The 25,755-nt window shown below is 68.4% G+C and carries 21 protein-coding genes; 8 read left to right on the top strand and 13 right to left on the bottom strand.

Annotated elements, in window-relative coordinates:
- Positions 1 to 290 precede the first annotated feature (290 nt).
- A complete protein-coding gene (pdxR, locus tag DS843_RS19495; RefSeq protein WP_149470504.1) occupies positions 291 to 1,733 on the bottom strand; it encodes a MocR-like pyridoxine biosynthesis transcription factor PdxR in 1,443 nt (480 codons plus the stop codon).
- Between the two features lie 101 nt (positions 1,734 to 1,834).
- Here pdxR and DS843_RS19490 point away from each other — a divergent pair, with 101 nt between their 5' ends.
- On the top strand, positions 1,835 to 2,560 hold the full coding sequence (locus DS843_RS19490; RefSeq protein WP_149470503.1) for a pyridoxamine 5'-phosphate oxidase family protein: 726 nt from the start codon (positions 1,835 to 1,837) through the stop codon (positions 2,558 to 2,560).
- Between the two features lie 9 nt (positions 2,561 to 2,569).
- On the opposite strand, the gene DS843_RS19485 is transcribed toward DS843_RS19490, so the two are convergent.
- Positions 2,570 to 3,037 (bottom strand): DUF4112 domain-containing protein, encoded by a 468-nt coding sequence (locus DS843_RS19485; protein WP_149470502.1) that lies wholly within the window; start codon positions 3,035 to 3,037, stop codon positions 2,570 to 2,572.
- A 204-nt stretch (positions 3,038 to 3,241) separates the two neighbouring features.
- Positions 3,242 to 4,285 (bottom strand): AI-2E family transporter, encoded by a 1,044-nt coding sequence (locus DS843_RS31295; protein ID WP_167525371.1) that lies wholly within the window; start codon positions 4,283 to 4,285, stop codon positions 3,242 to 3,244.
- Positions 4,286 to 4,639: 354 nt separating this feature from the next.
- Between DS843_RS31295 and DS843_RS31290 the strand changes: the two genes are divergently transcribed.
- The 3 genes from DS843_RS31290 to DS843_RS32160 are packed head-to-tail and all read left to right on the top strand — an operon-like array spanning position 4,640 to position 7,597.
- Positions 4,640 to 5,053: a Rap1a/Tai family immunity protein gene (locus tag DS843_RS31290; RefSeq protein WP_167525370.1), complete on the top strand. Its 414-nt coding sequence runs from the start codon at positions 4,640 to 4,642 to the stop codon at positions 5,051 to 5,053.
- Between the two features lie 50 nt (positions 5,054 to 5,103).
- On the top strand, positions 5,104 to 5,397 hold the full coding sequence (locus DS843_RS19475) for a glycine zipper family protein (RefSeq protein ID WP_149470500.1): 294 nt from the start codon (positions 5,104 to 5,106) through the stop codon (positions 5,395 to 5,397).
- 37 nt (positions 5,398 to 5,434) lie between these two features.
- Positions 5,435 to 7,597, top strand: coding sequence for an esterase/lipase family protein (locus DS843_RS32160; RefSeq protein ID WP_475849246.1), 2,163 nt, complete (start codon positions 5,435 to 5,437; stop codon positions 7,595 to 7,597).
- Between the two features lie 414 nt (positions 7,598 to 8,011).
- On the opposite strand, the gene DS843_RS19465 is transcribed toward DS843_RS32160, so the two are convergent.
- The gene (locus tag DS843_RS19465) at positions 8,012 to 8,938 is read right to left on the bottom strand and encodes a LysR family transcriptional regulator (protein ID WP_149470498.1); all 927 of its coding nucleotides are present in this window, start codon (positions 8,936 to 8,938) and stop codon (positions 8,012 to 8,014) included.
- A 122-nt stretch (positions 8,939 to 9,060) separates the two neighbouring features.
- On the opposite strand from DS843_RS19465, the gene aptA reads away from it, so the two are divergent.
- Together aptA and DS843_RS19455 are read left to right on the top strand one after the other, a co-directional pair.
- Positions 9,061 to 10,422 (top strand): omega-aminotransferase AptA, encoded by a 1,362-nt coding sequence (aptA, locus tag DS843_RS19460; protein ID WP_149470497.1) that lies wholly within the window; start codon positions 9,061 to 9,063, stop codon positions 10,420 to 10,422.
- Between the two features lie 17 nt (positions 10,423 to 10,439).
- A complete protein-coding gene (locus DS843_RS19455; protein WP_149470496.1) occupies positions 10,440 to 11,939 on the top strand; it encodes a CoA-acylating methylmalonate-semialdehyde dehydrogenase in 1,500 nt (499 codons plus the stop codon).
- 156 nt (positions 11,940 to 12,095) lie between these two features.
- Here DS843_RS19455 and DS843_RS19450 read toward each other — a convergent pair whose 3' ends face one another.
- Positions 12,096 to 12,869, bottom strand: a complete 774-nt coding sequence (locus DS843_RS19450; protein ID WP_149470495.1) for a GntR family transcriptional regulator — start codon at positions 12,867 to 12,869, stop codon at positions 12,096 to 12,098.
- A 35-nt stretch (positions 12,870 to 12,904) separates the two neighbouring features.
- Positions 12,905 to 13,591, bottom strand: a complete 687-nt coding sequence (locus tag DS843_RS19445) for a CBS domain-containing protein (RefSeq protein ID WP_149470494.1) — start codon at positions 13,589 to 13,591, stop codon at positions 12,905 to 12,907.
- A 161-nt stretch (positions 13,592 to 13,752) separates the two neighbouring features.
- Between DS843_RS19445 and DS843_RS19440 the strand changes: the two genes are divergently transcribed.
- A complete protein-coding gene (locus DS843_RS19440) occupies positions 13,753 to 13,941 on the top strand; it encodes a hypothetical protein (RefSeq protein WP_149470493.1) in 189 nt (62 codons plus the stop codon).
- 7 nt (positions 13,942 to 13,948) lie between these two features.
- Here the strand turns inward: DS843_RS19440 and DS843_RS19435 are convergent, their stop codons facing one another.
- The 4 genes from DS843_RS19435 to DS843_RS19420 all read right to left on the bottom strand — a co-directional run bounded on the left by DS843_RS19435 (position 13,949) and on the right by DS843_RS19420 (position 18,088).
- Positions 13,949 to 14,653, bottom strand: coding sequence for a TerC family protein (locus tag DS843_RS19435; protein WP_149470492.1), 705 nt, complete (start codon positions 14,651 to 14,653; stop codon positions 13,949 to 13,951).
- An 85-nt stretch (positions 14,654 to 14,738) separates the two neighbouring features.
- The gene (locus DS843_RS19430) at positions 14,739 to 16,229 is read right to left on the bottom strand and encodes a tripartite tricarboxylate transporter permease (protein ID WP_286192193.1); all 1,491 of its coding nucleotides are present in this window, start codon (positions 16,227 to 16,229) and stop codon (positions 14,739 to 14,741) included.
- Between the two features lie 192 nt (positions 16,230 to 16,421).
- A complete protein-coding gene (locus DS843_RS19425; protein ID WP_149470490.1) occupies positions 16,422 to 16,928 on the bottom strand; it encodes a tripartite tricarboxylate transporter TctB family protein in 507 nt (168 codons plus the stop codon).
- Positions 16,929 to 17,026: 98 nt separating this feature from the next.
- Positions 17,027 to 18,088: a Bug family tripartite tricarboxylate transporter substrate binding protein gene (locus DS843_RS19420; protein ID WP_286192192.1), complete on the bottom strand. Its 1,062-nt coding sequence runs from the start codon at positions 18,086 to 18,088 to the stop codon at positions 17,027 to 17,029.
- 500 nt (positions 18,089 to 18,588) lie between these two features.
- On the opposite strand from DS843_RS19420, the gene DS843_RS19410 reads away from it, so the two are divergent.
- Entirely contained in the window at positions 18,589 to 20,298 is a 1,710-nt protein-coding gene (locus DS843_RS19410) for a right-handed parallel beta-helix repeat-containing protein (protein ID WP_149470488.1), read from the top strand.
- Between the two features lie 66 nt (positions 20,299 to 20,364).
- Here DS843_RS19410 and DS843_RS19405 read toward each other — a convergent pair whose 3' ends face one another.
- Genes DS843_RS19405 through DS843_RS19395 form a run of 3 tightly spaced genes read right to left on the bottom strand, consistent with a single transcriptional unit; the run spans position 20,365 to position 25,750 of the window.
- Positions 20,365 to 23,517, bottom strand: a complete 3,153-nt coding sequence (locus DS843_RS19405; protein ID WP_149470487.1) for an efflux RND transporter permease subunit — start codon at positions 23,515 to 23,517, stop codon at positions 20,365 to 20,367.
- The gene (locus tag DS843_RS19400; protein WP_149470486.1) at positions 23,514 to 24,650 is read right to left on the bottom strand and encodes an efflux RND transporter periplasmic adaptor subunit; all 1,137 of its coding nucleotides are present in this window, start codon (positions 24,648 to 24,650) and stop codon (positions 23,514 to 23,516) included. Before DS843_RS19400 ends, DS843_RS19405 begins: the two co-directional genes overlap by 4 nt.
- Entirely contained in the window at positions 24,647 to 25,750 is a 1,104-nt protein-coding gene (locus DS843_RS19395) for an efflux RND transporter periplasmic adaptor subunit (RefSeq protein ID WP_149470485.1), read from the bottom strand. The genes DS843_RS19400 and DS843_RS19395 overlap by 4 nt, the downstream gene beginning before the upstream one ends.
- Positions 25,751 to 25,755 lie beyond the last annotated feature (5 nt).

Below are 25,755 nucleotides of genomic sequence, written 5' to 3'. Positions count from 1 at the left end.
GAATTGATTGGGTGCCGACGAAGGGCGCCGTGAAACGGCGAGGAACCGGCGCCACCCCTCAACAGGTGCGCAGCTTGATCGTCGCAAGGATCGGCTTGCCTTGCAGAGGGTATCGGGGGTAGGGCGCGCCGAATGACCGGAGGAGGCGTGGCCGGAAACGGGGGAGGCGGGGTAACCCTTTGGGCGTGAATCCCGTCGCAGCCGAGGGAGGCCGAGGGGTGTGGCGGCGGGCGGTGCAATGGAGGGAGCGGGCTATTCCGGAGCAACCCCTTTGCCCATGCGGGGAAGGATTAGACGTCTAATCGTGCAGCCGACAGCGCGCCGCCCAAGGCTCGGGTGGCGTGGCGCAGGGCGCCCGGCTCGTGTCCGGTGAATCCCAGCATCAGGCCTTGCAGGGGTGGAGCGGCGATGTGCATCGGGCTGACCGGGCGGACGGCGATTCCGTGCCGGGCCGCCACCGCCTCCACGGCGCGATCCGACAGGCCGGGGCGCAGCCGGGCGATCAGCTTCATGCCCTGGTCCGGAACCTCCGCCTCCATCCAGGGGGAGAGGTGGGCACCGATGGCCTCGGCCAGGGCGTCCCGCGCGGCCATGTAGCGGCGGCGCATCCGGCGCAGATGCGGGCCGAAATGGCCCTCTTCCAGGAAGTCGGTCACCACGCCGGTGTACAGGGTCGCCGGGTGCCAGTCGGTCAGGCGGCGCATGGTCAGCACCGGCTCCACAAGCTCGGGCGGCAGCACGGCGTAGCCCAGCCGCAGGCCGGGGAACAGCACCTTGCTGAAGGTGCCGACATAGATCACCCGCCCGCCGCCGTCGATCCCCTGCAACGAGGCCAGCGGGCGGCCCGCGTAGCGGAATTCGCTGTCGTAATCGTCCTCCAGCACCCAGGCCCCGGACCGGCGCGCCCAGGCCAGCAGGTCCATCCGCCGCGCCATGGGCAGCACCACGCCCAGCGGATAATGGGAGGAGGGGGTGACATAAGCCAGCCGCGCGTCGGGCGACGCGGCGACTCCCGCCGCCACATCCAACCCCTGACCATCGACGGGCACCGGCACGATGCGGACCTGCGCCGCCTCCAGCGCCGCGCGCACCGCGGGGTAGCAGGGGTCCTCCAGCCACACCGGATCGCCGGGCCGCAGCAGCACCCGAAGCACGAGGTCGATGGCCTGCTGGGCGCCCGCGGTGACGATCACCTGCTCGGGCTCGCAGCGCACCGCCCGCGCGGTCTGGAGGTAGCGGGCGATGGCCTGCCGAAGCGCCGCCGGTCCGCCGGGTTCGCCGTAGCCCATCATCTCCGGGTCTGGCCGTTGCAACCGCCGCAGGGTCAGGCTTCGCCAGATCCGCAGGCTGCGTTCGTCCAGCGCGCACCGGCCCGTGCTGAAGGGAGCGGTGCCGAAGGGATTGACCGGTGGCGGTGGGGAAAGTGTGCGGCGGACCGGCTCCGACGGCGGAAGGTCCAGCCCGTCGGGCAGGTCGCGGGACACGAAGCTGCCCGCCCCGACGCGCCCTTCGATGAAGCCTTCGGCCAGGAGTTGCTCATAGGCGGCGACCACCGTGTTGCGCGCGACGCCGAGCCGTTCCGCCAGGGCGCGCGTCGGCGGCAGCTTCCCGCCGGGCGGCAGGGCTCCGGACAGGATGGCGCGGCGCAGCTCCCGGTAGACCTGCCGCAGCAGCGGCTCCGCGCCCGTCCGGTCGATGGGAAGGAGCATGAGGTCTGACAGGTCGGCGGCCATCGCGATTGGTCCGGTCGGAAAGGTCGGAATTGGCTCTCACGCCGGACCAATGGCTAGGCTCTAATGGCGCCGTTGTCCACCTCCTCGAAAAGAGTTCCGCGATGTCCGAGGCCGATTTGTCCGACCGCTACCCCGTCACCGACCGCAACCGGGTGAAGCGCCTGCATGAGCGGGGGCGCTACGACCGCGCCTCCGTCCATGCCATCCTCGACGCGGCGATGATCGCGCACATCGCCTACGTCATCGACGGGCAGCCCTATTGCACCCCCACGGCCTTCTGGCGGGAGGGGGACCATCTCTACTGGCACGGGTCCTCGGCCAGCCGGATGCTGCGGGTGCAGCGCGACGGCCTGCCGGTCTGCCTGACGGTCACGCATCTGGACAGCCTCGTGCTGGCGCGCACCGGCTTCAATCATTCGACCGATTACCGGTCCGCCATGTGCTTCGGCACGGCGCGCGTCGTGGAGGAGCCGGAGGCCAAGGCCCGCGCGCTCGACGCCATGATCGACCGTTTCTATCCGGGGCGCAGCGCCGACTTGCGGGCCAGCACGGCGCAGGAGATCAAGGCGACCATGGTCGTCGGCATGGAGATCGAGGAGGCGAGCGGGAAGGTGCGGAGCAAGGGCCTGTCCGACGACGAGGCCGACCGGCCCCTGCCCATCTACGCCGCCCGCTATCCGGTGGTCCAGGTGATCGGCGCGGCGGAGCCCTGCCCGCGGCTTCCCGCCGGCACGCCCGTCCCGCCGGGGCTGGCGGGCTTCACCGCCGGGCGCCGGTTGGACGAACTGATGCTGGAGAACCACCGCATCGCGTTCGGCGGGGAATGACCCCCGCCGTCACCGCGTCCGGCGCCACTCGCCGTCGATGGTGTAGGGCGCGGAACGGCGGCGGCGATGCGTCCGGTTTCCCTGCGGAGGATGGCCGTCCAGATGCTCGGCCAGGATCGCCATGTTCTTGCGGTTGGCCTTCCAGAACACGTCGGCGAAGTTGCCGGCCACCGGGACGGCGCTGATGAGGCTGTCCATCGCCACGTTGCCGACCATGCGCAGCAGCTTGCCGCGCGGAACGCCCAGCCGCCAGGCTTCGCGGATCAGGTAGCCGGACACCGCCGTGGTGGCGAGGTTGCCGAAGCCGGGCACCAGGCCCAGCACCGCGTCGGCGCCGAAGGTGATGTTCGTGCCGGGCACGCGGACGGCGCTGTCCATCACCCGGGCCAGCCATTCCAGCCGCTGGCGCGCGGCGCCATGCGCCGTGTCGCCATAGGCGGATGCGTACCGGAAGGAGGAAAAAGACGTGTCGGTCATACGGACCCTCCAGATGGGGACGGCAGCCGTGCCGTCCGCTCAGGTGAAGGGCTCCGACATCGCGGTCCGTACCGTATGGACCGCCAGAGGGGCCCGGAGCCAGTCCCGCACAGATGGCCCGCTCCTCCCGCATGCGCAAGATCCGCCCGGGATCTTTTCGTATGAGCACGGTGGATTCATCCGAAAAAATCAGGCCAGGAAAAATCAAGAAGCCTCCCCGTCGCCGCCGCTCCATTCCTGGACGAGGCTGTAGGCGACCGCCAGCAGCGTCGGGCCGAGGAACAGGCCGATCAACCCGAAGGCCAGCAGCCCGCCGACGATGCCCAGAAAGATGACGATGAAGGGCAGGTCGCTGCTCTGCCCGATCAGGATGGGGCGCAGCGTGTTGTCCATGGTGCCGACCAGCAGCCCGACCCACACCGCCACGAACAGCGCCATGCCCGTCTCCCCGCGGGCGGCCAGCCAGATGACCGCGGGGACCCAGATCAGCGCCGGCCCCATCGGCACCAGGGTCAGGAAGAAGGTCAGGAAGCCCAGGAAGAAGGCGCCGGGAAGTCCGGCGATCCAGTAGCCGAGCGCCGCCGCGATGGCCTGGACCAGAGCGGTGCCCAGAACCCCGCGGACCACGCCGTTGATCGTCTCGCCCGCGATGTCCAGCGACCGCCGGGCCCGCGGACCGGCGATCCGTCCCATGACGTTGCCCAGCCGCTCCACCCCCGCCCGCCCGTCGCGGTACAGGAAGAAGGCGATGAAGACGCTGACCGCGATCAGCGACGTGCCGGACAGCAGGTTGCCGCCCGCCACCAGCACCCAGTTGCGCAGCAGCCCCAAATAAGGCCGCAGCACCGTGCGCAGGCTGGCCTCCCCGCTGGACAGGGTGTTCCAGGCGTCCTGAAGCGGCGCACCCGCCCCGGGCAGGGCGGCCAGCCATGCGGGAAGCGGCGGCAAACCCTGGTCCATCGTCGATATCACGGCCTCGAACAGGCGCAGCACATGCTCCGACATCTCCGCGACCAGCAGGGTCAGCGGCCCGACCAGGACCGCCATGACCGCCAGCGTCATCAGCGCCGCCGCCAACGTCGTCCGCCCGCCCAGCGCCTTTTCCAGCCGATGGTGGAGCGGCCATGTGCTGAAGGTCAGGATCACCGCCCAGAGGATCGCCGCCAGGAAGGGGCGCAGCACCACGAAGCAGCCCGCCACCAGGCCCAGCATCAGCGCCAGCACCATCGCCTTGCGGACATATCCCATGTCCTGAGGGGCGCCTATACCCTGGGCGGCCTCCTGGGCAGCCGGGTTTCGATGGTCCGGCGCCCCGCCCTGAAATCCGTCCTGATATAGGTGAGTCATCGCGCCGTCCGCCGTTCCGGTATCCCGTGCGCCGGTCGGGACTTTCGGCATTGACGGGCGGTGTGCCGAGGTAAGGAACGGTTTCGTACCCGTTCGGCCCGCCGCCGGGCGGTGGCTCGTTACCGTATCTCCCTGTCGCACGCGCAGGTTCGGGCGCTCAATGGAGTGGGACCGCGGCCCGTCTCGAGGGGCCTCGGAGCCCGGCCAGACCATCCCGGCCGAACCATCCCGACCGAACCACTCCGGGAGCAGAACATGACGAAGCGTCTCGCCGCGCCGCTCGCGGCCCTGCTGGCGGCCGGTCTGGCCGCGGTGGCTTTCGCCCAGACGAGCGGGGACCCGTCCGCCGGCCCCTCGCCGTCCACGTTCCAGGTCCGCACGACCGGCGATCTGATCCGGCTGTGCGAGGCCGCGCCGTCGAACAGCACCGGCATCGCCGCGCTGCATTTCTGCCACGGCTTCGCGGTCGGCGCCTATCAGTACCATCAGATCGTCAGCGCGGCGGAGAACAAGCGCCCGCTGTTCTGCCCGCCCAACCCGCCGCCGTCGCGCGACGACGCCGTGGCCGGCTTCATCGCCTGGGCGCAGCGCAACCCCGGCCAGATGGAGACGCCGCCGGTCGAAGGGATGTTCCGCTATCTGGCCCAGCGCTATCCCTGCCGCGCCTGACGCCGGTCCGCCCGCCGCCTGACTCCCTGTTCTCCTGGATGAGACGAGCCATGATCCGCCATCCGCTTCTGCGCTTTCCGCTTCTCTCGGCTGCCCTGCTGGCCGTTCCGCTGGCCGGCTGCGCCGACATGTCCCCGACCCAGCAGCGCGCGCTGACCGGCACGACCGGCGGTGCCGCGGGCGGCGCCATCATCGGCGCCATCGCCGGCAACGCCGGGATGGGGGCCGCCATCGGCGCGGCGTCCGGCCTCGCCGGAGGGCTGCTGTACGACTACCACAAGCGTACCGAACAGTCGGCCTATCAGCGCGGCGTCCAGTCCGGGCAGCAAAGCCAACCGCGGTAAAGTTCGGCTGGGCGGCGACGGTCGGGAGGGGGCCTGGATGATGCGGCCATTGCTTGCGCTGGCGCTCCTTCCGTTCCTGGCCGCGGGTTGCGCCGCGCCGGTGACGGTCGAGCATATGGACCATGGCTCGGTCCATCGGGAGCTGACCCGGAACGCGCTTACCGCGTCGGCCCTCAGCGACCCGTCGCGCAACGTGCTGCGCCGCTGGTCCCTGGTGGAGCGCTTCACGGCCCAGCCGGACCTCGCCATCGCGGAGCTTCACGCGACGGTGGCCGCGGGGCAGGGCGGGGCGGACGAGCTGTTCGCGCTGGCGGAGATGTCCTTCCTCCACGCGGGCGACCTGGGCGGGCAGCCCCATTACCTCGCCGCCGCGCTGTACGCCTACGCCTTCCTGTTTCCGGGCCAGATTTCGGGCCAGTTTCCAGGAACGGCGGACCAGGCGCCCAGCCCGGCACCCAGTCCGTACGATCCCCGTTTCCGTCTGGCCGCCGATCTCTACAACCGCGGCCTGACCTCCGGCCTGTCCACCGAAGGGGGGCAGAGCGAGATCGCCGTGCGGGAGGCCACGTACCGCCTGCCGTTCGGGCAACTCGACGTGGCCTTCGACCCGCAGGAGCTGGCCTGGGGCGGGCGGACGCTGAGCGGCTTCTTTCCCGTGGCGGAACTGGCGATCCACGGGCTGGACGCCCGTTACCGTCAGCCGGGGATCGGCGCGCCGCTGGCCGCCGGCACCTCGCCGGGGCCTGAGATCACGGGTTTCCAGGTCGCGGCCCGCGTCAAGACGCCGGTCACGGCGCTGCTGCGGATTCCGGACCCGCGCGCGCAGCTTGCCGGAAGCCATGTGCGCGCACGGCTGGAACTGTACCCCTCCTCCGACACCGAAACGGTCCTGATCGACCGGCAGCCGGTCCCGTTGGAGACGGAATCCACCGCTTCGCTGGCCTACATGCTGAGCGGCCTTCCGGTGTGGGAGTTCGAGTTCGGGGGATTCCTGCGCGGGAACATGCTGGACCGCTCCCCCTCCCGGCTGGTGGCGCTGGAGCCCTACCGGCCCGGACGCATTCCCGTCGTCTTCGTCCACGGCACGGCGTCCAGCCCGGTGCGCTGGGCGGAAATGCTGAACGACCTGACCAGCGACCCGCGCATCCGCGACCATTTCCAATTCTGGTTCTTCAGCTACGAGACCGGCAACCCCGTGGTCTATTCCGCGCTGCGGCTGCGCGAGGCGCTGGAGCAGGCGGTGGCCGGGCTGGACCCTGCGGGGCGGGAGCCGGCGCTGCGCGACATGGTGGTGATCGGACACAGCCAGGGGGGCCTGCTGACCAAGCTGACGGCGGTCGATTCCGGAGCGGCCTTCTGGAACGCCGCCTTCAGCAAGCCCCCCGCCGCACTGGACGTCGATCCGCAAAGCCGCAGCCTGTTGACCCGCGCCCTGTTCGTGAAGCCGGTGCCCTCGGTGAAGCGGCTCGTCTTCATCGCGACGCCGCACGGCGGCAGCTACGTCGCCGGCAACCGGATCAGCCAGTTCGTGGCCGGGCTGGTGCGCATGCCCATCGACATCCTGAAGGCGACCACCGAAATCGGAAAGGCCGACGGCGTCACCGCCGGGCTGCGCCGCCAGCAGGGGTTCGGCAGCGTCCACGCCATGACGCCGGGCAGCCCGCTGGTCCGCAACCTGTCGCGCACGCCCATCGCTCCGGGCGTGAAGGCGCATTCCATCATCGCCGTGCGCGGCGACGGTCCGGTGGAGTCCGGCGACGACGGGGTGGTGGAGTACAAAAGCGCCCACATCGCCGGGGTGGAGTCCGAATTCATCGTCCGTTCCGGCCACTCCGCCCAGTCCGATCCCCGCACGATCGGGGAAGTCCGGCGCATCCTGCTGCTGCACTGGGCGGAATCCTGCACCCGCATCGGCGGCTGCGGTTCCGTGGCCTCACAGCAGCATCAGAAAGGCCGGAAGGCCGCCCAACACCGCCCCCTGGGAGCCGCCCCACAGGACGTCGCCCTGCTCCACCGACTGCCGCAGCGCCGGGTTGGTGCCGCGCAACTGGCACAGGGCGAAGACGGCGGCGTTGACCGCGCCGGCCAGGGCGAACCACAAAATCCAGGACGGCATGCCGCCGATCCACACGGCGGGGGCCAGCATCAGGGCGGTGCGCCCGGTCCAGGACAGGCCGCGGAACAGCAGGGCGTCCCATGACCAGGAACCGGCTTGCCCGACCGGCCCGAAGGGCAGGAGATGCTGCCCGACGAGCGTCGCCCCGGCGGTGGCCGCGCCGACGATCAGCGCCCGGTCCGGCGGCATGGCGAGCGACCACAGGGCGGTGCTGAGCAGCGTCGCCGGCACGCCCCACAGCAGAAGGCGCGGCAGCGCCACCGCCTGACGGGTCAAGGCGCTGAGGAACAGGCTGCCGAGCAGCGAACAGGTGACGGTGAGCAGGACGGCGGCAAACAGCAGATAATCGATGACGAACTGTTCGGTCAGCATCACCATGGTCCGCGCTCCCCCTGCCTGTTTTCCTATCACGGTGGCCTGCGGACGGGCCGTCGTCAATGGGATTCGGGCGGGAATTCCGAGCGGTTCCGACTCGCTTCCGATCACCTTTCGGGGCGGTCAGGCGTCCGCCTCGGTCCGCTTCAGCAGGTCGAGGAAGCGTTCCAGCACCAGATTGGGTTGCGCGCCCTTCTTGGTGACGGCCTGGAACTCCTGGGCGTAGCGGAAGCGGTCGGGCAGAAGGGCGCGCATCGCCCCGCGCTCCACCCATTGCCGCGCGTAGTGGGTGGGCAGGAAGCCGACGTAGCAGCCGGTCAGGATCAGGAAGGCCACGCCCTCGCGGTCGGTCGCGGTGGCCGTGGCGGTCAGAGCCTGCTGAACGCCCGCCGCCTCCGGCACCTGCTGCGCCTCGGTCGGGGCCACGGCGTCGGCGGTCTCCACCGCCTGACCGGACGGCGTGTCCCGGTCGAACAGCGGGTGGCCGCGCCCGCAGTAGAGAAGCGATTCCTCCCGGTACAGCGGGTAGCGGTCCAGGCCGGGCAGGGCGCGCCGTGCCGGCACCACGCCCACATGCAGGCGCCCGTCGAGAACGCCGCGCTCGATCTCGTTGGGCGGGATCATGCGGATGTTCACCCGCACCTCCGGCCCCTGCTGCTTCAGGCCGCGCAGCGCGTCGGTCACGCGCATCTTCGGCATGGTGACGAGGTTGTCGGTGATGCCGATGTTCAATTCGCCGCGCAGCCGCCCGTGCGCCGCGTTGATCTCGCTGCGGAAGCTCTCCAGCCCGGCGAACAGGCGCAGCGCCGCCTCGTAGGCCAGCCGCCCCTCGTCGGTCAGCAGGAAGCCCGCCCGCCCGCGCCGGCACAGGCGCAGCCCCAGCCGCCGCTCCAGATCGGCCATGTGGAGGCTGATGGCGGCGCGGCTGATGTTGAGTTCCACCTCCGCCGCGGAGAAGCCGCCGCACTCCACCACCGTCTTGAAGACGCGCAGCAGGCGCAGATCGGCGTCGTTGAGGCCGCTCAAGGGGCGGGCGGGCTTGCTGGACATCAGGTAAGCGGGCGCTTGCGTAAGGTTTGAATGGTTTGGATTTAACCGCAACCAAGGCTCCGCGCACACTGTTTTCCGATGTGAATTCCGATAGCCACCCCATCCCGCAGGAGTGCCGCCCGATGCCGCCGTTGGACGAGAGCCAGAAGACCGGAACCGCCCCGACCGCCGGGCTGACGCGCGAGGAGCTGGACGCCCATTGGATGCCCTTCACGGCGAACCGGGAGTTCAAGGGCAACCCGCGCCTGATCACCCGTGCGGAGGGCGCCTGGTACTGGGACGCCGAGGGGCGGAAGATCTACGACAGCCTGTCCGGCCTGTGGTGCTGCGGCGCCGGTCACGGCCGCCGCGAGATCAGCGAGGCGGTGGCCCGCCAGATCGGCGAGCTGGACTACAGCCCCGCCTTCCAGTTCGGCCACCCCGCGGCCTTCAAGCTGGCGCACAAGCTGGCCTCCATGACGCCCGCCGGGCTGGACCATGTGTTCTTCGTCAATTCGGGGTCGGAGGCGACCGACACGGCGCTGAAGATGGCGCGGGCCTATTGGCGGCTGAAGGGGCAGCCGACGAAGACCAAGCTGATCGGGCGGTCCAAGGGCTATCACGGCGTCAATTTCGGCGGCATCAGCCTGGGCGGCATCGGCGGCAACCGCAAGCTGTTCGGATCGGGCGTCGAGGCCGATCACCTGCCGCACACGCTGCTGCCGCAGAACGTCTTCACCAAGGGCCTTCCGGAGCAGGGCGCCGAGCTGGCCGACGCGCTGGAGGAGCTGGTCGCCCTGCACGACGCCTCCAACATCGCCGCGGTGATCGTGGAGCCGCTGGCCGGGTCCGCCGGCGTTCTGCCGCCGCCCAAGGGCTATCTGCAACGGCTGCGCGCGCTGTGCGACAAGCACAACATCCTGCTGATCTTCGACGAGGTCATCACCGGTTTCGGGCGCATGGGCGCGGCCTTCGGCGCCGACGCCTTCGGCGTGGTCCCCGACATCATGAACGTCGCCAAGGGCCTGACCAACGGCGCCGTGCCGATGGGCGCCGTGGTCGCCAGCCACGAGATCTACCAGACCTTCATGGACAACGGCGGCGCCGACTACATGGTCGAGTTCCCGCACGGCTACACCTACTCCGCCCACCCCGTCGCCTGCGCCGCCGGCCTCGCCGCCCTGGAGCTGTTCGAGCGGGACCGGCTGGCCGAGAAGGCGGCGGCCCTCGCCCCGCATTTCGAGACGGTGCTGCACGGGCTGAAGGGGCTGAAGCACGTCACCGACATCCGCAATTACGGCCTTGCCGGTGCGGTGCAGATCGCGGCCCTGCCGGGCGAGCCGGCGCGCCGCCCCTACGAGATCGCCATGACATGCTGGAAGGCGGGCTTCTACGTCCGCTTCGGCGGCGACACGCTCCAGTTCGGGCCGCACTTCATCAGCGAGCGCGAAGACCTCGACCGCTTGATGAACGTGGTCGCCGACGCAATCCAGGCCACCGCCTGAGGAGACCGGAGGACGCCATGACCCCTGTTCCCCACCTCATCGGCGGCATCGCCGACGCCCCTGCCGACAGCCGCAGCGCCGACATCGTGAACCCGGCCACGGGGGAGACCATCGGCCGTGTCCCGCTCGCCGGACGCGCCACCGTGGAGGCGGCCATCGCCGCTGCCGAGGCTGCCTTCCCGGCGTGGCGGGCGACCCCGCCGACCAAGCGGGCGCGGGTGATGTTCCGCTTCCGGCAACTGCTGGAAGACAACGCCGACCGCATCTGCGAAGCGATCACGCGGGAGCACGGCAAGACGCTGGAGGACGCCCGCGGCGAGCTGACCCGCGGCATCGAGAACGTCGAATACGCCTGCGGAATCGCCGATCTGCTGAAGGGCGAGCATTCCAAGAATGTCGGGCCGGGCATCGACAGTTGGTCCGAGTTCCAGCCGCTGGGCGTCGTGGCGGGGATCACGCCCTTCAACTTCCCGGCCATGGTCCCGCTGTGGATGTTTCCGGTCGCCGTGGCCTGCGGCAACAGCTTCATCCTGAAGCCGTCGGAGCGCGACCCCAGCGCTTCCCTGCTGGTTGCGCAACTGGCGCAGGACGCGGGGCTGCCGCCGGGCGTGCTGAACGTCGTCCATGGCGACAAGGAGGCGGTGGACACGCTGCTGACCGACCCGCGCGTGCAGGCGGTCAGCTTCGTCGGCTCGACGCCCGTCGCCGAGTATGTCTACGCCACCGGCACCGCCCACGGGAAACGGGTGCAGGCGCTGGGCGGAGCCAAGAACCACGCCATCGTCATGCCCGACGCCGACCTCGACAACGCGGTCAGCGCGATCATGGGGGCGGCCTACGGCTCCTGCGGGGAGCGCTGCATGGCGATCTCCGTGGTGGTCGCGGTGGGCGACGAGACCGCCGACCGCGTGGTGGCGAAGCTGGCGGAACAGGTGCGCGCCCTGACGGTGGGGGCGGGGACCGGCGCCGGTTGCGACATGGGGCCTCTGGTCACCCGCGCCCATTTCGAGAAGGTGAAGGGGTACGTGGACCGGGGCGTCGCCGAAGGGGCGGAACTGGTGGTCGATGGCCGTGGGCTGGTGGTGCCGGGGCACGAGGGCGGCTTCTTCCTGGGCGGTTGCCTGTTCGACCGGGTGACGCCGGACATGACCATTTATCGGGAGGAGATTTTCGGCCCGGTCCTCTGCGTCGTGCGCGTGGCGTCGATGCAGGAGGGCATGGACCTGATCGACGCCCACGAGTACGGCAACGGCACCTGCCTGTTCACCCGCGATGGCGAGGCCGCGCGCTACTTCACCGACGCGATCAAGGTCGGCATGGTCGGCGTCAACGTCCCGCTGCCGGTGCCGGTGTCCTATCACAGCTTCGGCGGCTGGAAGCGGTCGCTGTTCGGCGATCTGGCGGCCTATGGGCCGGACGGCGTGCGCTTCTACACCCGGCGCAAGACCATCACCCAGCGCTGGCCGGCGGGCGGCGTGCGCGAGGGGGCGCAGTTCTCCTTTCCGTCGATGAAGTGAGCCGTCGGGTGGTTGCGTCGGGCCCCCTCCCTAACCCTCCCCCACCTTCGGTGAGGGAGGGAACTTTTCAATCCCCTCCCCCGCGAAGTGGGGAGGGTCAGGGTGGGGGCCCAGCGCGAGCGCTTATTTCTCGTAAGGCCACCCGTCCAACCACGCCTACATCAGCGGAATGCCGTCCTTGAAGGCAGCCTTGACCTCGGCGCCCCGCGTTTCAGGGTTGCGTGCGTCCGCCAGCCGCAGCCAGTCGAGGAAATCGCCGTGCCGCTCCACATGGGCGGCCAGACCCAGCGTGTGTTCGCGCGCCAGACGCTCCGCCAGTTCACCGTCGCGCCGCTCCAGCGCCCGGATGATGTCGCGGTGCTCCTGCATCGACTGTTCGGCCCGGTTGTCCTGCCGGATCGACAGCTTGCGGATGGCCCGCATGTGGATGAACAGGTTGTCGGTCAGGGTCTCCAGGATGCGCGCCCGGCTAAGGCGGATGATCGCCTTGTGGAATTCGATGTTGGCGTCGGAATATTCCTGAATATTGTCGGACGGCGCCTGCTCCTCGAAACTGCGGAAGATGTCCCACAGGGTGCTGATGTCCTCTGCGGTGGCGCGTTCGGCGGCGAGGCGGGTCGCCATGCTCTCCAGCGCCGCCCAGGCGATGATCATCTCGATGATCTCGGTCTTGGTCTTGCGGACGATGAAGATCCCCCGCCGCGGCTCCAGCCGCACCAGCCCTTCCTGCTCCAGCAGGGTCAGGGCCTCGCGGATCGGGGTCCGGCTGACGCCCAGCAGGCCGCTGAGCTGGCGTTCGTCCAGACGGACGTCGCCGGGGTGGTCGTAGATGTCCATCTGGATGATGGCTTGCTTCAGGCGTCGGTAGACCTGGTTGCGGAAGGTGGCTCCGGCGTCCAGGGGCTGGACGGACAGTTCGGGTGGCGGCATCGGGCTGCTCCTTCGTTGGGGCGGATGGCCGGGGATCACCCGACGAAGCGGTTCCGGTTCAGATGCTCCTCCACGCGCGTGACGCCGCGCACGCCGGACGCCGCGGCGCACAGGGCGCGGCGCTGCTCCTCGCTGTCCACCATGCCCCAGAGCTGCACGACCCCGTCGTTGACGACGATGTTGAGCTGGTTGAGATCCACCCAGGGCTGGTTGCCCAGCTCCTCCAGCAGGGCGGCGCGGATCGCCGTGTCGCCGGGCGTCCCGTAGTTCGTGGCGGCCCGCCGGTTGCCGAGCAGTCCGTGCAGCAGGTTGGCGCGGCTGATGATGCCCACGGGGCGCCCGTCCACCAGGACGGGGGTGCGCTTGATGCGCTTGTCCTCCATCAGGTCGGCGATGGCCGCGATCTCCGTATCGGGGGAGACGGCGTGGACCGGGCGCGACATGACGTCGCGGGCGCAGCGCCCATGCGTCTTCAGGAAGTCCGCCGCCTGCACGTTGCGGCCCAACAGCATCTCCAGCCAGCGGGTGCGCGGCCGGTCGGTTCCCGTCTCCACCCGGCGCAGAAGGTCCCCCTCGCTGATGATGCCGACCGCGCGGCCGTCCTGGTCCACGACCGGCAAACCGCTGATCCGATGAGTTAAAAGCAATTCCGCGATGTCGGACACGGGGGTGTCCAGCGCCACCGTGAAGACCGGCGATGTCATGACATCCTTGGCTTGCATCTCGACGTTCCTCCCTGAACTGGCGGTGCGGAGCCTGTGTCCGGCTCCTGCTGCGTATCTGGCATACGAAATGTTATGTTTCTTGTCCCTTGCTCTCCAGCGGGCTTTGCGGCATTTGTGCTGCGCCGCAGCATAAGTGTGTTCAAAGCCTGGAGTTCCACATGTTGGAGAGTCTTGCCCTCGTGTTCGCCCTTGCCGGGTTGGCCGCCGTGGTGACGGAGATTGTGCGGAACGATCCGGGACTCATCTCCGAGATCACCACCGACGTGCGCGCCATGGCCCTGCCGGGCCGGTTCCGGGCGGTCCGGGGCGACCGCTGCCGCGAGCCCCGGCGTCCCTCCTCCTTCTGAAGGCCCGTCAGGCCGGATCGGTTTCCACCGCGGCGCGGCGGCGGTTGATGTTGCGGGCCATCAGGAAGCCCACCGTCATCACCCCCAGCGCCGCGACGAAGGGCGCCGTCCCGGTGAGGACCGGCAGGCTTTCGATCACATGGGAATGGATGCTCGGGTCGGTGAGGATCACCTCCGCCGCGATGTAGCCGAGCAGCCCGGCGCCCGCATAGACCAGGGCCGGCAGCCGTTCGATCGCCTTGAGGATCAGGGTGCTGCCGAACACGATCAGCGGAATGCTGATGGCGAGCCCCAGGATCAGAAGCACCGTGTTGCCGTGCGAGGCGGCGGCGATGGCGATGACGTTGTCCAGGCTCATCACCGCGTCGGCGATCACGATGGTGCGGATCACCCCCCAGAGACCGGCGGGCGTGCCGGCGTGCTCCGCCTGCTCCTCCTCCTCGGTGGGGAGCATCAGCTTGACGGCGATCCAGAACAGCAGCGCCCCGCCGACGATCTTCAGGTACGGGATGGCCAGCAGATAGGCGATGATGATGGCGAACAGCACGCGCAGCCCGATGGCCGCGCCCGTGCCGAAGAAGATGCCGATCTTCTGCTGCTTCGGCGGCAGCGATCGGCAGGCCAGCGCGATGACCAGCGCGTTGTCGCCGCTCAGCAGGATGTCGATCCAGATGATCTGGAGCAGAGCGATCATGAAATCGGACGTGTCCATCGTCCCGAACCCCCCGGTGTGAGGAGAAGAAGGCCCCTCCGCCGCCATGCCCCGTCCCGGACCGCGGCGGAGGGAGTGGGTGGAGCTACTTCACGGAAACGGCGGGTGCGCCGCCGTCCGGCCGGGATTGGCGCTTGCGCAGCAGGGCGGAGATCACCGGCCAGAACAGCATGACCAGAGCCAGCGTGACGATGCTGCCGACCAACGGGTTGGACCAGAAGATCGCCAGATCGCCCTGCGACACCAGCATGGCCTGCCGGAAGGAGCTTTCCGCCATGTCGCCCAGCACCAAGGCCAGCACCAGCGGGGCCAGCGGGTAGGACAGTTTCTTGAAGACGTAGCCGACGACGCCGAACACCAGCATCATGACGATGTCGAGGAAGGCGTTGTGCACCGTGTAGGCGCCGACGGCGCAGATCACGACGATGACCGGCGCGATGATGCTGAAGGGGATGCGCAGGATCGAGGCGAAGACCGGGACCGTGGTCAGCACCACGATCAGGCCGGCGATGTTGCCCAGATACATGCTGGCGATCAGGCCCCAGACGAACTCCTTCTGCTCCACGAACAGCAGCGGGCCGGGCTGGAGCCCCCAGATCAGCAGGCCGCCCAGAAGCACCGCCGCGGTGGGCGAGCCGGGGATGCCGAGCGTCAGCATGGGCAGCAGCGCGCTGGTGCCGGCGGCGTGGGCCGCGGTTTCCGGAGCGACCACGCCCTCCACCTCGCCGTTGCCGAAATTCTGGCGGTTCTTGGAGAAGCGCTTGGCGAGGCCGTAGCTCATGAAGGAGGCCGGGGTGGCGCCGCCGGGGGTGATGCCCATCCAGCAGCCGACGATGGAACCGCGGATGGCGGTCACCCAGTAGCGGGGCAGGCTCTTCCAGGTCTCCCACACGACCTTGGCGTTGATCTTCGCGCTCTTGCCCTTGAAGGCCAGACCTTCCTCCATGGTCAGCAGGATCTCGCCGATGCCGAACAGGCCGATGACCGCGATCAGGAAGTCGAAGCCGCGCAGCAACTCCACCGAACCGAAGGTCATGCGCAGCTCGCCGGTCACGCTGTCCAGACCGACCGCCGCCAGCGCGAAGCCCAGCATCATGGCGCACAGCACCTTGAAGGGGGATTCGCTGCCCATGCCGACGAAACTGCAGAATGTCAGAAGCTGGACCGCGAAGAACTCCGCCGGACCGAAGCGCAGGGCGAAGCCGGCGATCACCGGGGCCAGGAAGGTGATGAGCAGAACCGCGACGAAGGCCCCGAAGAAGGACGAGGTGAAGGCCGCCGTCAGCGCCTCGCCCGCGTGGCCCTTCTGCGCCATGGGGTGGCCGTCGAAGGTGGTCGCCACCGACCATGGTTCGCCCGGTATGTTGAACAGGACCGAGGTGATGGCCCCGCCGAACAACGCCCCCCAGTAGATGCAGGAGAGCATGATGATGGCGGAGGTCGGCGACATGCTGAAGGTCAGAGGCAGCAGGATCGCCACCCCGTTCGCCCCGCCCAGCCCCGGCAGCACGCCGATCAGGACGCCCAGCGTGATGCCGATGAACATGTAGGCGATGTTCATGGGATCGGCGAGCACGCCGAATCCCTGTATGAGTGACCCGAGCGCTTCCAAGTTTCCCTCCCTTTCCGGCACCCGCGTGACCGCGTCTTGAGCGCGTGCGCCAGGGCTCGCCCCCGCCGCCTATGCTGGTTCGCCGCGAATGCCTGCCGCTGCTTCGGTGTTTGCGGCCGTTCCCGTGGCCGCCCCGGCTTCAGACTTTGAAAATCCTCAGAACCCGAACATCGTTTCCACCGGTCCCTTGGGAAGCGGAACCAGAAACCAGATTTCGAACATCACGAAGAGGGCCGCGGGCACCAGAATGGCAATGGGCAGGATCGTCCTGACCGGATATTTGCCGACCCAATGCATGAAGAAGGCGATGAACAGCACCGCCGACAGATAGATGCCCAGAAAGCCGGTCAGGATCACGAACACCACGCTGGGCACCAGCACCTGGAGAACCAGAGCGAGCTGCTGCTTCTCGACGAAGGCGGTGCGTTCGCCGCCGTGGCGCCAGATGTTGACGGCGAGCGTGGCCAGACTGCTGACCAGCATGATGAGGCCGACGTAGAAGGGAAAGTAACCGGCCTTCGGCCCATCGGCGCCCCAGCCGTTGCCGACGCGGATGCTGTCGCCCATCACCACCAGGGCAACCAGCGCGAACAGGGCGGCGACGACGATTTCCATGGTCCGGTTCGACACGACCGGATCGTTGTTCTGCGTTCCATGCTCCATGGCTCACTCCCACAGAAAGCCCGCCCCACGAAAGCCCGGAGGGTGGGGGAGGGCGCCCGGGGCGCGATGCCCCGGGGGCCGCGCTTCAGACGAGAAGGCTATTGCTTGGTGAAGCCCGCCTTGTCCATCAGGGTCTTGTGCTGGGTCTCCGCCGCGGTGAGCCAGGTCTTGAACTCGTCACCGGTCTTGAAGCTGACGTTGAAGGCCCCCTTCGCCATGAAGTCCTTCCACTCGTCCGTCTCGCGGACCTTCTTGAAGAGGTCCACGTAGTAGGCGATCTGGTCCGGCGTGACGCCCGGCCCCATGAAGATGCCGCGCAGCATCGTGTATTCGACGTCCAGCCCGGATTCCTTGCAGGTCGGGATGCTGTTCCACGACTTGCCTTCGGCCACCGGCTCCTTCAGCGGGATGCGCTCCTTGTCGAAGACGCACAGTGGCCGCAGCGCACCGGCCCGCCATTGCGACACCGCCTCGATGGGGTTGTTGACGCTGGCGTTGATGTGGTTGCCGACGAGCTGGGCCGCCACGTCGCCGCCGCCCTTGTAGGGGACGTAGGTAAAGGTGACGCCCGCCGACTGCTCGATGGCGGCGGTGATGATCTGGTCTTCCTGCTTGGAGCCCGTGCCGCCCATCTTGAAGCGGTTGGCACCGCCTTCCTTGGCGGCTTCGATGAACTCCTTGGGGGACTTCTGCGGGGCGTCGTTGTTCACCCACAAAACGAAGTTGTCCAGCGCCAGCATGGCCACGGGGGTCATGTCCTTCCAGGAGAAGGGAACGCCGGTCGCCAGGGGCGTGGTGAACAGGTTGGACAGGGTGATGATGATCTTGTGCGGGTTGCGGTTCGACGATTTGACGTCGAGGAATCCTTCCGCCCCGGCGCCGCCCGACTTGTTGATGACGACGATGGGCTGGGGCATCAGGCTGTTCTTCTGAATGATGCCCTGGATCATCCGCGCCATCTGGTCGGCGCCGCCGCCGGTTCCCGCCGGAACGACGAATTCGACCGATTTGGTGGGCTCCCAGGCGTTCGCCGCGGTCGGGAGCAGCATCAGGCCGAGAACACCGGCCAGCGCCGTCCCCGCCCTTCCGGCGGTCTTTTTAAAAGTGAAGGAGTCGAAAGGGGTCTTCCGCGCGCAGCGCGGGGGCTGTACGTCCTTCATGCCTCATTCCTTCCCTTTTGGGTGGCCGGGCTTCCGTCGGCACGGCTCATCATTTTTGGATTTTATGGCGAGACGGATTGTTTGTTCAACAAACTGTCCGTGTGGCGTATGGTATGTGGCATCCCAGCTTTCTTCAACAGGAATGTCACAAGTCGACCGGGCCTGTTCACTGGTTGCGGTGCGCCATTCCTTCGTAATCCGGCGGCTAAATTCTTGTAGTGCGCAGAAATTTCAAGAAGTTGCCGACTGTATTACCCCTTTCGCGTTAGAACGTAAATTTCACGGACTACCTCGTTCGTTAGAGGCGATTCTGTGACGTGTTTGGCGCACTTCAAAAACTAATTATCCTAAAATCGAACCATTTAAGGCCACACCGGGGCGGCTAGGCTCCGGTCCTGTCAAAAACGATTGAGCGCACAGCAAGCGGGACGGCGCGATCCGCGCACATTCCCGCCCACCGCCACAAGAGTGGCGCTGTAAAAAGGAAAGAGTGAAAGACCATGGAACATATGGCCATTGAGCTTCACCACCAGGATATCGCCGACACCACCGGCTTTGTCAGCGATTCTGGTGCCGAGGCGTTGTCGAATGCCGTCGAACACTCCACCCCGGTGACCGCCGACAGCTTCGCGACGCCCGCCTCAATTCTCCAGCTCCAGGCTCTCCAGACCCCCGCACAGCCTCTGGCACTGGCCGATGCCACCGCTGCCGCCGCCGCTGCGGCGAAGATCGTCGTGAACGCCTCCGGCACCGCCGCGGGCGGTGTGTCGCCCCATTTCAAACTGCTGGTGGACGGCGCCGTGGTCGGCGAAGGCACCGCGGGCGGCGACGCCAAGGACTTTTCCTTCGACGCCAACGTGACCGCCGATCAGGCGCACAAGATTCAGATCCAGTACGACAACGACGGCGCCGTCGATGGGCAGGACCGCAACCTGACCGTCAACGCCGTGACCATCAACGGCCACAAGGTCGCTCCGACCGACCCGTCCGTCACCTACGACAAGGGCGCGCTCGACGGCAAGGACGTCGTTCCGGGGCAGGCGAACCTGTGGTGGAACGGCACGCTGGCCGTCGCCGCGCCGAAGGAATTCTTCGCCACAACCGCCGCCGCGGCCCCGCCGGCACCGACGAACTCGGGCGGCACGTCCGACTACCCGTCCGTCCCGGCCTCGCAGATCTATTACGTGGACGCGACGAACGGCAGCGACAGCAACTCCGGCCATGATGCGAACCAGGCCTGGAAGTCGCTGGACAAGGTCAATTCCACCAGCTTCGCCCCCGGTTCCCTCGTCCTGTTCGAGCGCGGCGAGACCTGGCACGACAGCCTGCTGGCCTCGACCTCCGGCACGTCGGACAAGCCGATCATCTATGGCGCCTACGGCACCGGCGCGAACCCGGTGATCCAGGCCTCCAGCGGCTCGAGCTACGCCGTCAGCCTGAACAACAAGGACAACATCACCTTCGACAGCCTGACCATGAAGGGGTCCGGCGACGCCGGCCTGCTGCTGAACGGCGGGGCCGAGAACGTGAAGGTCACCAACTCCCAGATCCTGGACAACCGCGGTTCCGGCGTCGTCATCAGCGGGACCTCCAACAACCTGCGCATCGATCACTCCACGATCGACGGCAACGGCGCCTACGGCATCGTCCATTACGCGTCCAATAACGCCGACCAGTACATCACCAACAACACCATCAGCGACAACGGCTGGCGGACCGACGGTGTGTATTCCGGCTGGAACGGGCGCATCCTGAGCGGCGAGATCGCCGGGAACACGATCTTCAACAACGGTGCCGGCGGCGGCGACGGCCGGTCGCACGGGCTGTACCACGACCACAGCCAGGCCAACAGCACGCTGAAGATCCACGACAACACGATCTACGACAACCCGCGCGGCGCCGGCATCCTGGCGAAGTCGAGCACCGAGATCTACGACAACACGATCTACGGCAACGCCAACGTCGGCATCTCCGTCGGCCAGAACCAGGGCACCAGCGTCACCTACAAGATCTACGGCAACGAGATCTTCAACAACAACGGCGGCATCATGGAGCACCTGAAGGGCAGCGGGTCGATCACGCTGAACGTGCACGACAACGTCTTCAACAACAACAACGGCCGCTCCGCGATCTCCATCGCCGACAGCGTCAGCCAGAACGTCGCCAACAACTCCATCTCCTCGGCGACCAAGGCCAACCCGACCGCGTAAGAGCTGGTTCTCATCACCTTTTCGGAACGACCGCGCCCGGCCATTCATGGCCGGGCGTCGGCGTTTTCAGGCCCCGTGGGCCGCTCCCTCCGTGGGGGCGGGGCCGCGTGGGGGACGGGTTTCGTCCGTGCGCCGCTGCAACGCCTCCCCGGCCTGCGAGGCCGGCTCCCGGATGCGGAACCAGGCGACGTAGAGCGCCGGAAGGAACAGCAGGGTCAACAGCGTCGCCACCACCAGCCCGCCGATGATCGCATAGGCCATGGGGCCCCAGAACACCTCGGGCGCGATGGGAATCATGCCCAGACTGGCGGCGGCGGCGGTCAGCAGGATCGGGCGCACCCGGTGCATGGTGGCGTTGACCACCGCGTCCCAGGGATGCTCGCCCGCCGCCAGATGCTCGTCGATCTGGGCGATCAGGATGACGGAGTTGCGGACGACCATCCCGATGAGGGCGACCACGCCCAGGATGGCGACGAAGCCCAGCGGCGTGCCGGTCGGCAGCAGCGCCGCCACAACGCCGATCAGGCCGAGCGGTGCGACGGATATGACCAGGAAGAGCTTCTGGAAGCTCTGAAGCTGGATCATCAGGATGGTCAGCATGACGAAGACCATGACCGGGAAGACCGCGGTGATCGACGCCATGCCCTTGGCGCTGTTCTCCACCGTGCCGCCGACCTCGATGATGTAGCCGGGCGGCAGCGTGCGCCGGAGCTGGTCCACCGCCGGGGCGAGCTGCTCCACCACCGTCGCGGCCTGGAGCGGCGGCACCAGATCGGCCTGCACCGTGATCGTCGGCAGGCGGGAGCGCCGCCAGACCAGGGGCTGTTCCAGATCGTAGCGCAGGGTTGCCAACTCCCGCAGAGGCACGGTGCGGCCGTCGGGAATGGCGACCTGGAGGTTGCGCAGCGTCTCGATGGAGCTGCGCTCGGCGTTCGTCGCCTGGGCCACCACGTCGATCAGATAGATTCCGTCGCGCACCTGCGTGATGGCCGCGCCCGACACGGTGGCGTTCAGCGCCTCGTCCAGCAACTTGGAGCTGATGCCGAGCAGACGGGCCTTGTCCTGGTCCACATCCACCCGGACCACCTTCGACGGCTCGTTCCAGTCGTAGTTGGTCAACAGCGTGTAGGGATTGGTGCCGATGGTCTCGGCCATGCGGGCGGCGATGGCGCGCACCTCGCCCACGTCGGGGCCGGACACCCGGTACTGGATCGGCCAGCCGACCGGCGGTCCCATCTCCAACGGGCTGACGCGGGTGTTCAGATCCGAGAAGCTCTCGTTCAGCACCTTCTCCAGCCGGGCGCGCACGGCCTCGCGGACGTCGTAGCCCTTGGTCACGACCACGGCCTGCGCGAAGTAGTCGTTGGCGAGCTGCACGTCCAGGGGCAGGTAGAAGCGGATCGCTCCCTGGCCGACGTAGAAGCTCCAGTGCTCCACCTCCGGGTCGGCGGCCAGGACCTTTTCCAGCCGGTCCACCACCTCTTCCGTCGCGCGGATCGAGGCGGTCTGCGGCAGGGTCAGGTTGACCAGCAGCTCCGGCCGGTCCGACGCCGGGAAGAACTGCTGCTGCACGAATTTCATGCCGAAGACGGACAGGGCGAACAGCGCGACCGTCGCCATGATCACCAGCCAGCGCGCCCGCATGGACCAGCGCAGCACCGCGCGGAACATCCGCATCAGCCGCCCCGGCTCGTGCCCGCCTCCGTGCCCGTGCGCCTGCTGCTGCGCCTTCTTGTTCTGGCGCAGCACGTTGACGCCGATCAGCGGGGCGAACAGCACCGCCACGATCCAGGAGAACAGAAGCGCCATCGCCACCACGGCGAACAGCGAGAAGCAGTATTCCGCCGCCCCGCCCTGGGCGAAGCCGATGGGGATGAAGCCGGCCACCGTCACCAGCGTGCCGGTCAGCATGGGAAAGGCGGTGGAGGTGTAGGCGAAGGTCGCCGCCTTATCCAGGCTGAATCCCTCCTCCAGCTTGGTGATCATCATCTCCACGGTGATCATCGCGTCGTCCACCAGCAGGCCCAACGCGATGATGAGGGCGCCCAGCGAGATGCGCTGAAGCTCGATGCCGAAGAACTCCATGCCCATGAAGGTCATCGCCAGAACCAGCGGGATGGAGGTCGCCACCACCATGCCGGCGCGCAGCCCCAGGCTGACGAAGCTGACGGCCAGGACGATGACGACCGCCTCCTTCAGCGCCTTGGTGAAGCCGGCGATGGAATCCTCGACCACCACGGACTGGTTGGCGACCAGATGGGTGTTGATTCCGATGGGAAGGTTGGCCTCGACCTGCCGCATCTTCTCGCGGATGCCTTCGCCGAACTCCAGGATGTTGCCGCCGGCGGCCATGGAGATGGTGATGCCGATCGCCGGCTGGCCGTTGTAGCGGAACATCGGCGTGGGCGGGTCGGCGTAGCCGCGCCGGACCTGCGCCACGTCGGCCAGCCGGTAGAAGCGGTCGTTGGCGCGCAGGTTGATGGCGCGCAGGCTCTCCTCCGACGTGAAGGCGCCGCTGACGCGCACCGATACCTTCTCGTCCCCCGCCTGGACCACCCCCGCCGGGGCCACCGCGTTCTGCGTCTGGAGGTCGGCGATCACCTGATCGCGGTCGATCCCCATGGCGGCGAGCTGGCGCGTGGAGAAGTCCAGATAGATCTTCTCGTTCTGGACGCCGACGAACTGCACCTTGCCGACGTTGGGAACGCGCATCAGTTCCGCCCTTGCGGTCTCCGCATAATCCTTCAGTTCGCGGTAGCTGAAGCCGTCCGCCGTGAAGGCGTAGATGGTGCCGAAGGTGTCGCCGAACTCGTCGTTGAAGAAGGGACCCTGCGTGCCGGCCGGCAGGGTCTGTTTCATGTCGGCGATCTTCTTGCGGGTCTGATACCACAGGTCCGGGACGTCCCCGGCGGGCGTGTAGTCCTTCAGGTTGACGTAGACGACCGAGATTCCGGGCTTCGTATAGCTCTTCACGTAATCGAGATAGGGAAGCTCCTCCAGCTTCTTCTCGATGGGGTCGGTCACCAGATTCATGGTGTCCTGGATGGTGGCGCCGGGCCAGTTGGTCTGGACCACCATGGTCTTGATCGTGAAGGCGGGGTCCTCCTCCCGTCCCAGGCGGAAATAGGACAGGGCGCCGGCCAGCGTCAGGGAGATCATCAGGTACCAGACGAAGGACCGGTGCCGCAGCGCCCATTCGGAAAGATTGAAGCCGGTCATTGTGCCGCCGCCGTTTCTATGGTCTGGGGAAGCCGGACGCGCTGGCCGTCCGACAGGCTGTGCACGCCAGCCGTCACCACGATGTCGCCTTGCGACAGCCCGTCCGTTACGATGACGGGGCCGGCCCCGTCCGGATCGCGCACCGTCACGGGACGGCGCCGGACGGTGCGGTCCTTCGGATCGACGGTCCAGACGGCCAGTTGCTTTGCCCCGTCCGGCGCCGTGCCGGTCAGCAAAGCCGTTTCCGGCACCTCGACCACCGGGGCGGGGGGCTGCTTCAGGCGCCCGGTGACGGTGGCGCCGAGGCGCAGCGCGTCGGGCGGGTCGTTCAGCGCGATGCGGACGGTGTGGGTGCGGGTGACCGGATCGGCCTGGGGCGACACCTCCCGCACATGGCCGGTCGCCACGACGCCGGGCGCGCCGGCCAGGGCCACTTCGATCACCGGGTCGCGCGGTGCCGCACGGATGCCGGCCTCGGGAATGTTGAAGACGGCCTCGCGCTCCTGCGGCTGGGCGACGCGCACGACCATGGCGCCGGCCTCCACCACCTGCCCCGGCTCCGCGCCGGTGGCGGTGACCACCCCGTCGCGGTCGGCGAGCAGCTCGGTGTAGCCGACGCGGTCGCGCGCCGACTGGAGCGCGGCCTCCGCGGCCACGCGCTTGGCGTCGGCGGTGCGCAGCGCCAGCAGCGCCGCGTCGTACAGCGCCTGGGAGGTGTTGCCGTTGGCGAGAAGCTCCTTCTTGCGGGTCTCCTCGTTGCGGGCCTGGACCAGTTCGGCCCGGGCGGAGGCCAGCGTGGCTTCGGCGGTGCGCAACGCGTTGCGCTGGTCCTGGTCGTCCAGCCGGGCCAGCCGGTCGCCGGCCTTCACGCGGTCGCCGACATCGACCTTGCGTTCGATCAGCTTGCCGGCGATGCGGAAGCCCAGATCGGCGTCGGCCCGCGCCTCGATGGTGCCGGTGACGCTGTTGCCCAGGCGGAAGGCCATCGGCTCCACGGTCATCGCCCGCACCGGGCGGACCGGCGGGGCGGCCCCGGCGTCGTGGGCGGACTGGTGCCCCGCCTTCTCGCAGCCCGCCAGGGCCAGGAGAAGCAGGAGGGTGCCGCCGGACAATCGTCGCGCCGTGCGGGTCATGCGCCGCTCCCCTTCACGGCCACGGTCTGGCCGGGCCGCAGTTTCTGGATGCCGCCGATCACCACCATCTCCCCGTCCTTCAGGCCGCCTTCCAGGGTGACGGTGCCGGTGTCGTATTGCAGGACGGAGACGGGGCGCAGGCTGACGGTGTCCGCCGGGCGGGCGACCACCCAGACCGCCGGCTGCCCCTTGTCCGTTTGGAACAGGGCGGAGGAGGGCAGGTCGATCACCGGGCGTGCCGGCAGCTTGGCCCGCCCGCTGACCGCGGCGCCCAGCATGAACGCCTGCGGCGCGTCGGGCAGGGAGACCTTGACGGTGTAGGTCCGGGTGACCGGATCGACGTCGGGGGAGACCTCCCGGATGGTGCCTTCGGTCTGGATGGACGGGTCGCTGACCAGCCGCACCTCCACCTTGGGCAGCGTTGCCGACCGGCTTTCCAACTCGATGCTGGCGCCGGGAACCTGGAAGACGGCCTCCCGCTCCCCCGGATCGGCCAGCCGCAACACCATCTGCCCGGCGGCGACCACTTGGCCGGGCTCCGCCGCCTTGGCGGTGATGACTCCGTCGCGGTCGGCCCGCAGCTCCGTGTAGGACAGCGCGTCCTTGGCGGTGGCGAGGTTGGCCTGGGCGGAGTTCAGCTCCGCCTGGGCCTGGGCGTAGCGCTTCTGGGCGTTGTCGTACTGCACGCGGGTGGTGAAGCCCTGGGCGAGAAGGGTGCGCTGGCGCTCCTCCTGCGTGCGGCTCTGTTCGACGAAGGCCTGCGCCGCCGCCACGTCGGACTCCGCCGAACGGACGGAATTCTGCTGATCCTGGCTGTCCAACCGGGCCAGCAGGTCCCCGGCGGCGACGGCCTGCCCGACCTCCACCAGCCGCTCGGTCACCTTGCCGCCGACGCGGAAGCCCAGGTTGCTTTCGTGCCTCGCCTGGACGGCGCCGGTCAGGGCCGCGGTGTGGTCCAGAGCGGTGACCTGCACCGCCACGGCGCGGACCAGGGTGGCCGCGGCGGACGGCGGTACCGGCTGCTCGCAGCCCGCCAGAGCCAGGGCCAGAAGCGGGGCGGCGAGAAGGCTTCCGGACGGCGTCGTCCTCCGCGTGGGCATGACGG

The organism is Roseomonas genomospecies 6, assembly GCF_008365375.1.
Taxonomy (GTDB): domain Bacteria; phylum Pseudomonadota; class Alphaproteobacteria; order Azospirillales; family Azospirillaceae; genus Azospirillum.
The sequence above is the reverse complement of the archived record's forward strand: the minus strand, read 5'-3'. Positions and strand labels throughout refer to the sequence as shown.